Raw genomic sequence first — 13,597 nt, forward strand, 5'->3', positions numbered from 1 at the left:
CAGGCACCAGGCGGACTCGACGTCGGCGGGCAACCACCCCCGATTTTCACGCCCGCAGGGCGTGCGCGCAGCCACATCAAAGACTGAAAAGCGGAAGGTCGGCGGTTCGACCCCGCCCCTGACCACAGCAGCTGAGCAGCAAAGATGCCCCGAACGATCATCGTTCGGGGCTTTTTTGATCTCCAATGACAGCAACGGCCCCCAGAGAAGACGAATATACAGACATCGGCAAGGCGCGAGGGATCTCACGACAGGCTGTTCGGCAGAAGTGGGAGAGGCGTCGTGCTGAGACGCGGCGCCGTCGAGTGCGCCTGGTCGGCGGGTCTCGCGATGGCACTTACGATCAGGCGACTGGTAAATGTCCCATCCGCTATGCGGTCTACAGACCAGGCGAAGATTGTCAACGGCCAAGTGCGTGTCGCCGCTGGTGGCCAGGAAAAAGTCCCCAGCTCTTCGTAGTTGACTACTTCTTGATGAGCCGTCCTGGGCCCCGTGTTCGGGCCTGTCTCATGCGGAAGGACTCACCTTCGGTGACGACGACGATGCTGTGATGCAGGAGGCGATCCAGCAGGCTGACAGCGGTGGTGTGCTCGGGCAAGAAACGACCCCACTGGTCGAAGGGCCAGTGTGAACCGATTCCGAGGGCGCGGCGTTCATAGGCGGCAGCGACGAATCGGAACAGCAGCTGGGCGCCGGTGTCGTCCAACGGAGCGAACCCCACCTCGTCGATGATGACCAGGTCGGCGCGCAGCAAGCTCTCGATCACGCGCCCCACGGAGTTGTCGGCCAGTCCTCGATAGAGCGTCTCGACCAGTTCGGCGGCGGTGAAGTAGCGGACCTTGTGGCCGGCCTGGACGGCGGCGACGCCGAAAGCGATGAGGCTATGGGATTTGCCGGTGCCGGCCGGGCCGACCGCGCAATAGTTCTCAGCGGCGCGGACCCACTCCAAGCTGGCCAGGTAGTCGAACGTCGCCCGGGGGATCGAGGAGGCGGCAACATCGAACTCCTCGATCGTCTTGATAACCGGAAACGCGGCGGTCTTCATCCGCGTCCGGGCGTTGGAGGCATCCCGAGCGGCCAGCTCGGCCTCAATGAGGGTGCGCAGGAACTCCTCGGGGTTCCACCGCTGCGTGCGGGCGGTAAGGAGCAGCTCGGGCGCCAGGCGGCGAATCGTCGACAGCTTCAGACGACGTAGCCCGCCATCGAGATCGGCGGCCAGCGCCGGAGGGGCAGACGCGGTCATGACACCTCTCCGATCTTGTCGAGGGTGTAAGCCGAAAGCGGCCGGGTCGGCACCTGCGGCAACTCCAGGACCAGTGCGTCTCCGGCTGGACGGACCTGCGCGGTTCCCGCTCCGGCGGCCAGGATCGAGCGCACGTCCTCGGCCCGCCAGCGGCGAAAAGCAACTGCCCGCTCTAGCGCAGCGACCAGTGCCTCATCGCCGTGCGCGGCGCGTAGCGCGGCCAGCTCGACCAGATCGGCGCCCAGCCGGGTGTTGCCCGAGGCCGCTGAAGCGGCCAAGAACGTTTCGGCGACCGGGCCGAGTCCGAGGAAGACCTTTTCCGTCTCGGTCCTGGGACGCGCGGCGCGCCGTGGCGCGGGCCGGGGACCGCCATAGTGTTCGTCGGTGACCGCTGCCTGGCCGGGAGCGACCGGGACGTGCTCAGCGACGATTTCCCCGGTGGCCACGTCAGACACCAGCAGCCGTCCTTCGGCCTCGGTGACGGCGACCCTGGCACCGATCAGGTGGGTGGGCACCGAGTAGCGAGCTGAGCCGAACCGCACGCACGAGAGTTTGTCGACCTTGCGCGTGGCCGGTGCCTTGCCGACCGCAGGTCGCAGCGATGGCAAAGCACCCAGCAGATCCCGTTCAGCGGCCAGCCGCTCCATCGGGATGGCGCAGATCTCCGAGTGTGACACCGCGTTGACCTCGGCGCACCACTGCCTGGCCGCGACGTTCGCAACCGTCAGATCATCGAACGGGGCCTGGGGTGCGACCAGGTCACGTTTGGCGTAGCCGACCAGGTTCTCCACAATCCCCTTCGACTCGGGATCGGCTGCCTGGCACCAGTCCGGCCGGAAACCGTAGTGCGTCGCCAAGCGAACATAGTCGGCGGTCGGGATGACCTTGTTGGCGACCACGCCGCCCTTCAAGCAGCCCATCCGATCGGCCAGCACCATCTTCGGCACCCCGCCGAGTTCCTCGAAGCACTCGGCCAGCAGCCTCAGCGTCGTGGTGGCTCGCTCGTTGTCGGCGAAACGGACGAACCGGATCCTGGACCAGGCCAGCACCGCGCAGAACACGTGCAGTCCGCCGCCGGCATCACCCCAGTCGATGACCAGCATCTCGCCTGGTGTCCAGACCGCCGGACGGCGCCCGCGGTGGTTCTCGCGCCGCCAGGCCTTCTTCGCTGATGCGACCAGACGCCGGAAGTTGCGGGCCGACCCGTCATAACCGGCGGCTTGGGCCAGCGGCAGCAGCCGTTTGGCCGAGATCTTCCCTGCGGTGGCCTTCACCTTCTCGGTGACCAGTTCAGCGACCGCGTCGAAGTTGTGCTCGCGGCGTTTACGGCTCGGCGTCTTGTCTGCCGTCAGCGCTCGCTCGATGATGCGTTTGACGGTCTTGTGGGTGGTGCCGCACATCTGCGCGGCCCCGCGATAGGTGCCTACCTCACGGTAGGCGGCGATGATGTCCATGACTTCCCCCGAAGACTTCATGGCCGGGCAGACCCCCTGAGCGGTGATCTCGTGACTGGCTGACACCGTCACGATCACCGCTCAGGGCACACACTTCCCGACGACACGCGAACGAGAAGCGGGGACCTAAATCGGCCATCAGTGGTGACCTTGAACTGGCCACCTGTGGGGACTTTTACATGGCCACGGACAAAGATCCCGAGTTCGATCTGCTTCGGCGCTTTGAGAGATACGTCCAGTCGAAAGAGGATCCGGACGAGTACATCTTTGAGGGGGTCTTCGACGTTGAACGCTCTGATGATGGATGATCGAGCAGTTCAGCTGTTACACAGGTTGAATTCGTAGAGTCGGTCATGGGTTTGCCAGAGTGTCGAGGGTGAGTCCGGTCTCGGGTGGACTCTCCCATTGTGGGGGGCCTCATGCTACTCCCAGCGGCCCCCAGTGGTTGATCATGAAGGTATCAGGGATGGGGACGGTGTGACCGTTCGCCGCATCAGCATGAGAAGAGCGACGCATGACCATCGTGAAGGACATCGAGGCCCGCGGCATGCACCACTGCGAGACGACGGCACTGGGGGTGCTGTTGCGGCATGAGGGACTTGATCTGTCCGAGCCCATGCTGTTCGGGCTGGGGTCGGGCCTGTCCTTCATCTATTGGGACAGCAAGGGCATGGCGTTCCCCTTTCTCGGAGGCCGCGTCAAGCCTTTCGATCTCACCAGGAACCTGGCCGCCAGGCTGGGGCTGACGTTAATGGCCGAGGAGACCACCTCACCGCGCAAGGCGTGGGAGAACGTGGCCGCCTCCATCGACGCCGGTCGGCCGGTCGGCCTCCAGCTCGACTGCTACCACCTGGACTATTTCCGCTCCAAGGTGCACTTCGGCGGTCATGTCGTCGCCATGTACGGCTACGACGAGCACGACGTCTACCTTGTGGACACCGACCAGCAGGGAGGAGCGGTGCGCACCAGCCGGGCCAGCCTCGCCATGGCGCGGGCCGAACGCGGCCCGATGACCGCCAGGAACCGATCCTTCACCATCACCCTGCCGGCTCACCCGCTTTCCTGGCAGGACCAGATCATCCCCGCCATCAAAGACTGCGCCGACGCCTTCCTCGCCGCTCCCATCGCGAACCTGGGCCACCGCGGCATCGAGAAAGCCGGCAAACAGGTGCCCAGATGGCTGCTACGCGCCGGCGAGCCGCAGCAGGACCTGCCGCAGGCCGCCCTCCTCATGGAGAAGGGCGGCACCGGCGGTGCCCTGTTTCGCGCCCTCTATCGCGACTTCCTCGACGAGTGCACCCGGCTGATCGACGACGGCAACCTCCGCGCCGGTCACAGGCTGTACGCCGATGCCGCCGTCCTGTGGACGGACGTGTCTACCTTGATCGCGAAGGCTGGAGAGAGCGGCGACGCGGGGTACCTCGAGCAGGCCGGCGTCATCCTCCACGATCTTTCGCGCATCGAGAAGGACGCCATGCAGGTGCTGCGTCAGTTGTAGCTCAAAGGGAAAGCCGACTGTACGGGTACGGCCTGAGTAATGGTTGTCGTGCCCTGACTAGGGGAGAAGGCAGGGCACGATGCCAAGCTACTGAAGGGCTTCTCCAAGTTTGCCGAGGGCGTTGCGCTTGTCGTCGAGGGAGACGTGAGCGTAGATCGTCATAGTCACCTCGATGTCGCTGTGGCCGACGATGTCGCGGACGCCCTGGGGCAGTACGCCGAGGTTGAGCAGCAGCGTGACGCAGGTGTGGCGGAGATCGTGAAAGCGCATGTCGCCGAGGCCGGCGGCCTTGCGGATTGCTCCCCAGCTTCGCCGGAGGTTGTCCGGTTCCATCGGGGTACCGCGTCGGGACGGGAAGACGAGGCCGTGTTCCTCCGAGTCGTCCCAGCAGTCGGAACGTTGAGATTGTACGGTTTTCGACTCTGGCACGAATGTGGTGGTAACGGTACGTGGTCAGTTCACCTAGTGGCTCGGCTCAGATCCTTGGCCTTTCAATTGCCCTTTGTTGCGTGGTCAGCCCGCTGGGGAGCCAGCGATCTGAGTGACGAGGAAATCGAGCCGTTCCTCCTGGCCGTCCGGGGGGATGCGGCCGCTGTCGGACAGGACGGCCATGCCGTGCAATGCGCTCCAGGTGACTTCGGCGAACAGTTCGCGTCGCTCGTTGTCCGGGCGGAAGCAGCTGACGAACTCGCCGAAAGCGGCCCGTAGCGGGGGTGGTGTCTCGGCGCTCGCGAACTTCACGTCGGTGGGCAGGACGAACATGGCCTGGTACAGGGCAGGTCGCTCGGTCGCGAACTCCAGGTAGGCGCGGCAGACGGCGCGCAGGGCCTGCCCCGGTTCGGGGGCGGCCTGCCGCGCGCGGCGCAGGTGGGCGGCGAGTTCGCTGAAGCCGTCGACGGCGACGGCGCTCACGATGGCGTTCTTGCCGTTGAAGTGGCTGTACAGCACCGGCTGGCTGTACTCGACGCGTTCAGCCAGCCGTCGCGTCGTCACCGCCTCCCAGCCTTCGGCCTCCGCGAGTTCGCGCGCGGCTGTGATGATCAGCTGATGACGGTGGGCGCGTTCACGTTCACGGCGCTCGTGGATGGCGGACATGACGACATCCTAGCAACGCTAGACATCCTGTCGAGGCTGGGCCTATCCTCGCTATCACTACTAGCGCCGGCAGGAATCGCTGCGGGCGCTGCCACCGAGAGGGGAAGCAACCCATGCTCACCAACGTCGCCAACGTGCTCGCCGGGCTGATCGGCGCAGGCATCATTTTCGTCGGCGCGCGCGCCTTTTGGGCACCGCAGGCCGCGGTTGGCTTTGGCATCCCCGGCACGCCGACCGAAGACCGGAACTTCCAGGCCTGGCTGTCCGTCAAGGCCGTGCGCGACATAGCCTCGGGGCTCTTCATCTTCATCCTGCTGGCTGGAGCGACACCCAACTTGTTGGGCTGGTTCATGCTGGCTGCCACCGGTATACCCGTCGGCGACGCGCTGATCGTGCTGCGCAGCAACGGGCCCAAGGCCGCCGTTTACGGCATCCACGGGACCACCGCCGTGGTCATGCTGGCGATCAGCGTGCTCCTGCTCGTCGCGTAACCGCGTGTCACGCCGCTTGGGCCGGGTATTGCGTCCACTGACGGATGGGTGAGTCTAGGGCGAAGCTGGTCTTCGGTTCGGCGCGGGCGTTGCGCCAGCGAACGTAGGCCGCGATCGCGGCGTTCTGCTCCTCGGGGGTGCGGTGGTCGGTGCCGTTGAGGGCGAAATAGCGCAGGGCCGCGAACTCCGACTCGATCCAGTTCAGCCAGGATCCGTAGGTCGGCAGGAAGACCAGCTCGACGTCGTTGTCAGCGACCCAGCTGCGGACCTCGGCATGCTTGTGCGGAGAGAAGTTGTCCAGGACGACGTACAGCTTCTCTCCGGGCCAGCGCGAGCGCAGGGCCTTGAGCAGGCCGAGGAACTCTCGCCACCGCTTACGCTGCCGAATCCTGTAGTAGATCTTTCCGGTGGCCAGGTCGAGGGCGGCGAGGATGTGCATCACGCCGCCGTATCGGTTGTAGGTGGCCCGCAGCCGGCGGGGGACGTCCGGGCGATCAGGCAGATGTGCTCGCGCACCCGCTCACCGATCGTCCTGGGGCGTCCCTCGCTCCATTTTGGGTCAAGCGCGTCGAACCCCGCTCGTTGAAGGCCTGGATGACATCGCGGACGTAGTCCTCGCCGACCCGCATCAGCGAGGTGATGTCCTTGACCGTCTGGCCCTGGGCGGACATCAGCACCACGATCGCCCGCCGCAACCTGACCGGGTCCTTCGCGGTCCGGCTGATCCGCTGCAGGCGGCGGCCCTCCTCCATACTGACCGGACGGACGAACACACTCGGTCGACGTCCCATGACCACCTCCAAGATCAGGTCCTGGAGACAGTCCGCTGACTATCAGACGGGACGTCGTTTACCCACCCAACGATGCGAGACGAGCCACTAGAAGGACTCATCACGGTCGACGCCGGGGCGATTCACCCGTGTGCAAGCAGGCGCTCAACGCCCTTGAACCTGACGGCAACGATGACGACAACGCGCCCAGAGCCTGTCCTGTGAATCATGAGAGCCAGGTCAGGGCCGCGACGAGAGGACCTGCGCGCGGTAGATGACGGCGCGTTTGGCGTAGCGCGAGGCCAGCGCGCGGTACTGCTTGAGCCGCGCGATGGCCCGCTCCACCACGTTGCGCCGCTTGTAGATCTCGGTATCGAAGGCGTACGGCCGGCCACCCCGCGAGCCACGCCTCTTGCGGTGGGCCAGTTGGTCTTTCTTCTCCGGGATCGTGGCGGCGATGCGACGGCTACGCAGATACCGCCGGGTACTGCGGGCGCCACCGAGGGCGGTGGACGGATTGTGGCGGCGCCCCGGGCATCTCTATCGGTCGCGCCCGAGTCCTGCGTCTCGGACGTGGATGATGACTTCGGCAACCCGTTGATTGCTCTCGGTCTCACGATGTGAGAACTCCGTCAGCCCTGGGATCTATCTCGGAAGGCTCCGAATTGCTTTTGCGCGAGATTGATCTCCCTGCGGCATTCCAGAATGCCTTCTTCTCTTGCACGAAATATTAGCAGGAGAATAGCCAATATGGCCGACCGGCTCTCCGGCCCGTATGTACCGAGGATTCGGGAGGATTGACGCTCACTGTCGAGAGCTGACGCCTGTGTTTATCGATCCCAGGCCCGGGGATAGTTGTTGTCGAAATCGCCCATTTCGGGCGAATCAACAGATTTAGGAGGCTCACATGAACGGATACCTGCCGTATAAGGATTCCACTCCGGCTGCCCGATTCGGGGGCGTGCGCGGCTGGCAGGCGGATATTCTCCGCGGCGAGTCGTAGCTGATCGAGCCGAGGTGCTGCGGTGCGTATCAGGCCGCAGTACCTCGACCTATGGCAGGCGGGGCGATGTATCGGGGGCGTCTGTGAAGCGATTGTTCTACCCTGCCGCATGGCGCGGCGATGTGGTGGAGGACCTGTTCGGATTCCCGGTCTCCGATCCCTACCGGTGGTTGGAAGACGGCAGTGATGCGCGCGTGCGGGACTGGACTGCGGCCCAGGATCGTCTCTTCCGCGCGTACAGCGCCGGATGGCGTGAGAAGCAGTCGTGGGCGTCTCTGGTGGATCAGGTGTCCTCCTTCGGCGTGTCGGAGTCTCCGATGGTGCGTGGTCCGGTCATGTTCCTTGCCGAGCAGCTCCGTGGGGATGAGCAGCGGCGCCTGCTCGTCGTTGACGCCGAGGGGAACAGGCGGGTGCTGGTCGATCCGGTAGAGATCGATCCGTCCGGCCATACCGGGCTGTGTGCCTGGTGGCCATCGCGCGAGGGCGAACGTGTGGCTGTCCAGATGGAGGTCGCCGAGCAGCCCGGCAGCGACATCATGGTGCTGGACGTGCGTACCGGGGAGGCGGTGGACGGGCCGTTGCCACGCGCCCGTAACACCTCGTTTGCCTGGCTGCCGGGAGGGGATGCGTTCTACTACGTCAGCCGTGTTCCTGATGAGGAACTGGCCCCCGGCGACATGCGTTTGCAGCGGCGGGTGAGGTTGCATCGGATCGGTTCGCCCTGGCAGGCCGATGCGGTGGTGTTCGGCGGCGACGATGCCCCAGACCACTATTACGGGCTCACGGTCAGCGCCGACGGCCGCTATCTGGCGATCACTGCGATGGTTGGGCCCGCCTCACACAACGATGTGTACGTGGCCGAGCTCATCGATCCGGAAGCCCCGCATTTCGTCAAGATCGTGGACGGACGCACCATACGCGCCCGTGTTCTCCCACGCTTCCTCGCGGACAACAATCTGCTGCTGGTCACCGACTATCAGGCCCCGTGTGGCCGCATCTGCATGGCGTACCGGCACGATACCGACCCGGCTGCATGGCGCACGCTGGTAGCCGAAGATCCCCAGGCCCCCCTGGACGAGTGTCTGGTCCTGGACGACCCGGCGCTTCCGCGACCCCGCCTGCTGGTGGCACGCACCCGCCACGGCACCTCCACCCTGACACTGCACGACCTGGCCAGTGGCCGGCTGCTCACCGGTCTGCCCCTTCCCGGCGCGGGCGTCGTGTCATCCCTGCGCACAAACATCCCACGCGGACATCACGCATGGTTCAGCTACTGCGATGCGACCACACCCCCCACCATCTACCGCTACGACGCCACCAGCGGGAGGACGGAACAAGAAACCGGCGCCACGGTAGCCGGACATACTCCGGAAATCCGCAGCCGCAGCGTTCGCTGTCAGGCCGGCGACGGTACCGAGATCACGCTGTTCCTGTTCACCCCGGTTGAAGAACATCAGGGCCCCCGCCCCACCCTCCTTTACGGCTACGGCAGCTTCGGCATGCCGATGCGCCCATGGTTCTTCCCCATGGCAGCCGCGTGGGTCAGCGCCGGCGGCATCTACGCGGTCGCCTGTGTACGCGGAGGCGGCGAAGAAGGCCAACACTGGCACGACGCCGGCCGCGGACCACACAAACACCGTGCGGTCAGCGACTTCAACGACGCCGCGACCTGGCTCATCGACACCGGTCGAACCACCCGCGACCAGCTGGCGATCTTTGGCCAATCCGCCGGCGGACTCCTGGTCACCGCCGCCGCCACACAGCGACCAGACCTGTACGCCGCGGTTATCGCCGAAGGCCCGCTATGTGACATGGTGCGCTACGAACACTTCGGCCTGGGATGCACATGGACGGACGAATTCGGTACCGCCTCCCAATTCGAACAACTCCAATGGCTACTCACATACTCCCCCTACCACAACATCACGCCGGGAACCCCCTATCCCGCGTTCCTCCTCACCGGCGCGGTAACCGATCTGCAGACCGGAGAGGCTCACGTCACCAAAATGTGCGCGGCCCTCCAACACGCCACCAGCAGTGACCGACCGATCCTCATGCGTCGAGAACCCGAAACCGCCCACGCCGCCTTCCCCGCGAGTAAAGAACACGCCCTGACCGCGGACATCCTGGCCTTCGCCGGAAAATACACCGGTCTATCACCGAAAAAAACAACCATGCGTCTTTACGAGACTGCCGCAGAACCAAACTGAGAACGGCCTGAGTGACAGTAACGCTGAGAGTGGCTTCACCTTTGGAAGAGCGCGAGATGATCCGCGACGAAATCCCGCACACTCGATGCCGGCCTTCCAGTGATCTTCTCGACGTCACGCGTCAAGCGGTCGTAGCGTCCTTCCGAGTGGAGGCGCGCCATGGTGGCGAGGTGATCGAAGACATGGGGGGGCAGCCCGAGAGTGCTCAGTTCCTGGTCGACCCACTGCCGATAGGGCACGTCCACGTAGGTGACGGGCCGGCCCAGCGCTTCGGAGTACTCCGCCGCCATGGTGGTCAGGTCCTGGGATCGCGGTCCGGTCAGTTCGTAGATCTTCCCGATATGCGGGGAGGGGGCCACGAGGATCGTCGCGATCACTTCGGCGACGTCACGGGACGCGACCGGTGAGGTACGGCCGGAGCCGAAGGGCAGGCGTATCGTGCCGTCCCTGGCGATCGAGGAGACGGCGAAGGTCATGAAAAGCGGGTTCTCCATGAAAACGGTCGGCCGTACGTGCACGATGGGCAGGCCGGACCAGTCGAGGACCTGTTCGGCGAGCCAGTGCAGCCGCTGCTGACGTGATTCCGTCGTACTCGTGAGGTTCATCTGGGAGACGGTCATCTGCGAGATGTTGACGAGTACTTCCACGTTCCCCTGCTCGCGAGCGGCGGCCGCCATGGTGACCGTTGCCTCCAGGTACGAGGTGGACACGCTCATGCCGAAGTACACGCGGCGGCAGCCGGTCATCGCACGGACGACGTCCGCGCCGCGAGTGAGATCGCCGACCACGACCTCAGCGCCCGTGGCGCGTAGCGCCGCCGCCCGGTCGTCCTCGCGACGGACAAGCGCACGGACGGGTAGGTCGCGTTGCCGCAGAATCTCGACCACGGTCCGGCCGACCGCTCCGACGCTCCCCGCAGCGCCGGTTACGAGAATCGGTCGTTCATCGGACATCAGCATCTCCTCACCGGTATCGAGGATCTGCTACCCGCGCTGTTCCAGCCGTATCCCTGCCGCCGGCCGGCCTCGGAGCGACTCACCGCAGGATCCGCCTCAGGCCTCGCGGTAGCAGGGGTCGGCGCGGGACGTAACGGCCGCGGCCGGGTCCACGGTCTCAGGCCTCGCGGTAGTAGGGGTCGGCGACCTCGCCTTCGCCCCTGTCCGCCGAGAAGCTGTAGACCTCGCGGCCCTCGATGAACACCCGGAGCGCGCGGCTCATGACGTCGAGCGGGTCGCCCGACCAGATGACGACATCGCCGTCCAGCCCCGGCTTCAACGCGCCGACCCGGTCGTCCAGCCCCATGATCCTGGCCGGGTTCAGCGTGATCGAGCGGAGCGCGACCGCGGGGTCCAGACCCTCCTTGACCGCGAGCGTCGCCTGATGCACGAGGAAGTGGATCGGCACGACCGGGTGGTCGGTGGTGATCGCCAGCTCGACGCCGGCACGGGCCAGGATGCCGGGGTTACGCAGCGACCGCTGGCGTAGCTCCACCTTCGACCTGCTGGTCAGCAGCGGCCCGATGATCACAGGGACATTCCGCTCCGCGAGCACGTCGGCGAGGAGGTGCCCCTCGGTGCCGTGATTGATCACCACGCGATAGCCGAACTCGTCGGCCAGCCTGAGGGCGGTGGCGATGTCGTCGGCCCGGTGCGTGTGCTGGCACCAGGGCAGCTCGCCGTCGAGCACCCGGACCAGGATCTCCAGCGTGCCGTCGCGGTCGAACGGCTTGCCCTCGGCCTCGGCGTGCTCCCGCCTGGCCCTGTAGTCCTGGGCCTTGGTGAACGCGTCGCGGATCACCGCGGCCACGCCCTGCCGGGTGGAGGGCAGCTTCTTCTGGTCGCCGTAGACCCGCTTGGGGTTCTCCCCCAGCGCGCTCTTCACGCTCACCGGCTCACGGACCAGCATGTCGTCGACCGTACGGCCCCAGCATTTGACCGCGACCGTCTGGCCGCCGATGGGGTTGCCCGAGCCGGGCTTGATGACGACGGTGGTGACGCCGCCGGACAGGGCGTCGGCGAAGCCCACGTCGGCCGGGTTGATCGCGTCGAGGGCGCGCAGCCGGGCACCGTTGGGGTCGGTCATCTCGTTGGTGTCCTGGCCTGCCCAGCCCTCGGCCTCCTCGTGGACGCCGAGGTGGCCGTGCGCCTCGACGAAGCCGGGCAGCACCCAGGAGCCGCCCGCGTCCACAGTCGTGACCCCGGCGGGCACGTTGACCTCGGCATCGGGGGCAACCGCCACGATCTTGCCGTCCTGGATCAGTACGGTGCCGCCGTCGATCGGCCCGCCCTCGACTGGTACGACAAATCCGTTGGTAATGGCAATGTTCATGAAAGGAAACTTATCGGCGCCACCTCCTGGGCCGCGCCGCTGCCGAGCCCCCGGCGGACGGTGACGGACAGCAGGACGGTCAGTGCCAGGCAGAGCCAGGCGAACCAGTCGCCGCCGTAGGTGAAGAACGTGCTGGTCCCCCCTGTTCGAACGGTCGCGGTGAGCGTCGTGAGGGCGCGGCCGGTGGTACCGGTCTCGGCGAGGACGCGTCCGTACGGATCGCTGACGGTCAGGTTCCCGTCCGCGGCGCTGCGCACGATCCAGAAGCCGTTCTCCACGCCCCGTATCACCGCCGTCCGCGCGTGCTGCCAGCCGTCGAGGTCGAAGTCCCAGGCGGGCAGGTACATGAGCTCCGCGCCGCGCCGGCGGTACTCCCGCGCCAGTTCGGGGAAGTCCAGATCCTTGCAGATCGCCACACCCGCGCCCGGCAGGAGGAGCAGCTGGTCGCCCGGGGTGTACGGTTCCAGGCCGGGCACCATGTGCTGCTTGAGGTAGGTGCTCGGCTCACCTCCGGTGGCGGGGAAGACCATGGCCGCGTTGTGGTCCGCGTCCGTGACGATCACCCCGGCGACGATGTCCATGTGCCGGTCCCGCGCCAGCGCCGCCAGTGGTCCGGTGAACAGGGGGAGCGTGGCCGAGGTGGCGACGGAGCCGCCCTCGGGCAGCACGGCCACATCCGTGCCCGGGGGTAGGGCGCGCAGCCGCGCCAGCATGTCGTCGAGCCGTTCCCGTCCGCGCGGGGTGTCCAGCGGTGCCCAGTCGCCCTGCTGCCGGGAGGCCAGCAGCGCGACCGTCCGTTCAGGCCCGTGAGGGTGCGCGAGGCCGAGCCGTACGGCTCCGAGACCGATGACCAGCGCCACCAGGACCAGCGCCCCCACCCCGACCCGCCACCGCCGGCGGTCTGACGCCGCGAGGGCCGCCGGCAGACCCATCAGCAGGAACGTTATGCCCCACCCGCCGGTCAGCGCGGCGAGCTGGATCACCGGGAGAACGTCGGACTGGGTGAAGGCCAGGTTCCAGACCGCCCCGTTGGGGGTGAGGGTCGCGACGAGGTATTCGGCGCTTACCCAGACCGCCGGTACGGCCGTCGCCGCCAGGATCGGCCGGCCCTGCCGTACCAGAGCCCGGAAGAGCAGTACGGCCAGCGCGGCCAGCGCCGCCGGAAGAAGCAGCGTGAGCAGCGCGGCCGGGAGCGGCATCTCCAGCCGGTCCCGGCTCAGGGTCCACAGGTTGAGGCCGCCGATGCTCCAGGCCACCAGTGCCGTGACGGCCGCGAGCACCGCTGGTACCCGGGGTGCGAGCAGCAGGACCGGCAGGGGCGCCAGCCAGGTGAGCCAGGGGACCGGATGGAGGCCGGTGCCGAAGTAGAGCAGGACGGCCGAGAGTGCCAGTGCCGGTAACGCCATGGCGGCTGCTCTGAGGTGGTCTGGGCTGGGATCGGCCGGGCTGGTGGTGTCTGGGCGCATCGGATGGCCTCCTCACGGATCGGGACCGATGCTGCCCGT

General features: G+C 66.5%; 13 protein-coding genes. 4 read left to right on the forward strand and 9 right to left on the reverse strand.

The window, feature by feature from the left end:
- Positions 1 to 463: 463 nt before the first annotated feature.
- Together istB and istA are read right to left on the reverse strand one after the other, a co-directional pair.
- The gene (gene istB, locus ACIN94_RS30015) at positions 464 to 1,243 is read right to left on the reverse strand and encodes an IS21-like element helper ATPase IstB (RefSeq protein ID WP_400713353.1); all 780 of its coding nucleotides are present in this window, start codon (positions 1,241 to 1,243) and stop codon (positions 464 to 466) included.
- Positions 1,240 to 2,718 carry an IS21 family transposase gene (gene istA / locus ACIN94_RS30020; RefSeq protein WP_400713592.1) on the reverse strand — a complete coding sequence of 493 codons (1,479 nt, stop codon included), beginning with the start codon at positions 2,716 to 2,718 and terminating at the stop codon, positions 1,240 to 1,242. Before istA ends, istB begins: the two co-directional genes overlap by 4 nt.
- Before the next feature lie 158 nt (positions 2,719 to 2,876).
- Here istA and ACIN94_RS30025 point away from each other — a divergent pair, with 158 nt between their 5' ends.
- Complete coding sequence (locus ACIN94_RS30025) at positions 2,877 to 3,005, forward strand: hypothetical protein (RefSeq protein ID WP_400713356.1); 129 nt, start codon at positions 2,877 to 2,879, stop codon at positions 3,003 to 3,005.
- A 206-nt stretch (positions 3,006 to 3,211) separates the two neighbouring features.
- Positions 3,212 to 4,195 carry a BtrH N-terminal domain-containing protein gene (locus ACIN94_RS30030; RefSeq protein ID WP_400713359.1) on the forward strand — a complete coding sequence of 328 codons (984 nt, stop codon included), beginning with the start codon at positions 3,212 to 3,214 and terminating at the stop codon, positions 4,193 to 4,195.
- Between the two features lie 87 nt (positions 4,196 to 4,282).
- Here ACIN94_RS30030 and ACIN94_RS30035 read toward each other — a convergent pair whose 3' ends face one another.
- Both ACIN94_RS30035 and ACIN94_RS30040 read right to left on the reverse strand, forming a co-directional pair.
- Positions 4,283 to 4,624 (reverse strand): tyrosine-type recombinase/integrase, encoded by a 342-nt coding sequence (locus ACIN94_RS30035; protein WP_400713362.1) that lies wholly within the window; start codon positions 4,622 to 4,624, stop codon positions 4,283 to 4,285.
- Positions 4,625 to 4,708: 84 nt separating this feature from the next.
- Positions 4,709 to 5,290, reverse strand: a complete 582-nt coding sequence (locus ACIN94_RS30040) for a TetR/AcrR family transcriptional regulator (protein ID WP_400713365.1) — start codon at positions 5,288 to 5,290, stop codon at positions 4,709 to 4,711.
- A 113-nt stretch (positions 5,291 to 5,403) separates the two neighbouring features.
- Here ACIN94_RS30040 and ACIN94_RS30045 point away from each other — a divergent pair, with 113 nt between their 5' ends.
- Positions 5,404 to 5,781 (forward strand): DUF4267 domain-containing protein, encoded by a 378-nt coding sequence (locus ACIN94_RS30045; protein ID WP_400713368.1) that lies wholly within the window; start codon positions 5,404 to 5,406, stop codon positions 5,779 to 5,781.
- A gap of 7 nt (positions 5,782 to 5,788) precedes the next feature.
- Here ACIN94_RS30045 and ACIN94_RS30050 read toward each other — a convergent pair whose 3' ends face one another.
- Positions 5,789 to 6,223, reverse strand: coding sequence for a transposase (locus ACIN94_RS30050; RefSeq protein WP_400713371.1), 435 nt, complete (start codon positions 6,221 to 6,223; stop codon positions 5,789 to 5,791).
- Between the two features lie 52 nt (positions 6,224 to 6,275).
- Positions 6,276 to 6,572, reverse strand: a complete 297-nt coding sequence (locus ACIN94_RS30055; protein ID WP_400713374.1) for a helix-turn-helix domain-containing protein — start codon at positions 6,570 to 6,572, stop codon at positions 6,276 to 6,278.
- 1,065 nt (positions 6,573 to 7,637) lie between these two features.
- Between ACIN94_RS30055 and ACIN94_RS30060 the strand changes: the two genes are divergently transcribed.
- On the forward strand, positions 7,638 to 9,764 hold the full coding sequence (locus tag ACIN94_RS30060; protein WP_400713377.1) for a prolyl oligopeptidase family serine peptidase: 2,127 nt from the start codon (positions 7,638 to 7,640) through the stop codon (positions 9,762 to 9,764).
- A 35-nt stretch (positions 9,765 to 9,799) separates the two neighbouring features.
- On the opposite strand, the gene ACIN94_RS30065 is transcribed toward ACIN94_RS30060, so the two are convergent.
- The 3 genes from ACIN94_RS30065 to ACIN94_RS30075 form a co-directional block, all read right to left on the reverse strand.
- Entirely contained in the window at positions 9,800 to 10,717 is a 918-nt protein-coding gene (locus ACIN94_RS30065) for an NmrA family NAD(P)-binding protein (RefSeq protein ID WP_400713380.1), read from the reverse strand.
- A 160-nt stretch (positions 10,718 to 10,877) separates the two neighbouring features.
- Positions 10,878 to 12,092, reverse strand: a complete 1,215-nt coding sequence (locus tag ACIN94_RS30070) for an amidohydrolase (protein WP_400713383.1) — start codon at positions 12,090 to 12,092, stop codon at positions 10,878 to 10,880.
- Positions 12,089 to 13,558: a nitrilase-related carbon-nitrogen hydrolase gene (locus ACIN94_RS30075; RefSeq protein WP_400713386.1), complete on the reverse strand. Its 1,470-nt coding sequence runs from the start codon at positions 13,556 to 13,558 to the stop codon at positions 12,089 to 12,091. The genes ACIN94_RS30070 and ACIN94_RS30075 overlap by 4 nt, the downstream gene beginning before the upstream one ends.
- Positions 13,559 to 13,597: the final 39 nt, after the last annotated feature.

The organism is Streptosporangium sp. NPDC087985 (assembly GCF_044741965.1).
GTDB lineage: Bacteria > Actinomycetota > Actinomycetes > Streptosporangiales > Streptosporangiaceae > Streptosporangium.

Coding starts and splice junctions, on each gene's coding strand:
- ACIN94_RS30045 (WP_400713368.1), top strand. CDS start 5,404: ATGCTCACCAACGTCGCCAACGTGCTCGCCGGGCTGATCGGCGCAGGC.
- ACIN94_RS30070 (WP_400713383.1), bottom strand. CDS start 12,092: ATGAACATTGCCATTACCAACGGATTTGTCGTACCAGTCGAGGGCGGG.
- ACIN94_RS30025 (WP_400713356.1), top strand. CDS start 2,877: ATGGCCACGGACAAAGATCCCGAGTTCGATCTGCTTCGGCGCTTTGAG.
- ACIN94_RS30055 (WP_400713374.1), bottom strand. CDS start 6,572: ATGGGACGTCGACCGAGTGTGTTCGTCCGTCCGGTCAGTATGGAGGAG.
- ACIN94_RS30065 (WP_400713380.1), bottom strand. CDS start 10,717: ATGTCCGATGAACGACCGATTCTCGTAACCGGCGCTGCGGGGAGCGTC.
- ACIN94_RS30030 (WP_400713359.1), top strand. CDS start 3,212: ATGACCATCGTGAAGGACATCGAGGCCCGCGGCATGCACCACTGCGAG.
- istA (WP_400713592.1), bottom strand. CDS start 2,718: ATGAAGTCTTCGGGGGAAGTCATGGACATCATCGCCGCCTACCGTGAG.
- istB (WP_400713353.1), bottom strand. CDS start 1,243: ATGACCGCGTCTGCCCCTCCGGCGCTGGCCGCCGATCTCGATGGCGGG.
- ACIN94_RS30075 (WP_400713386.1), bottom strand. CDS start 13,558: ATGCGCCCAGACACCACCAGCCCGGCCGATCCCAGCCCAGACCACCTC.
- ACIN94_RS30040 (WP_400713365.1), bottom strand. CDS start 5,290: ATGTCCGCCATCCACGAGCGCCGTGAACGTGAACGCGCCCACCGTCAT.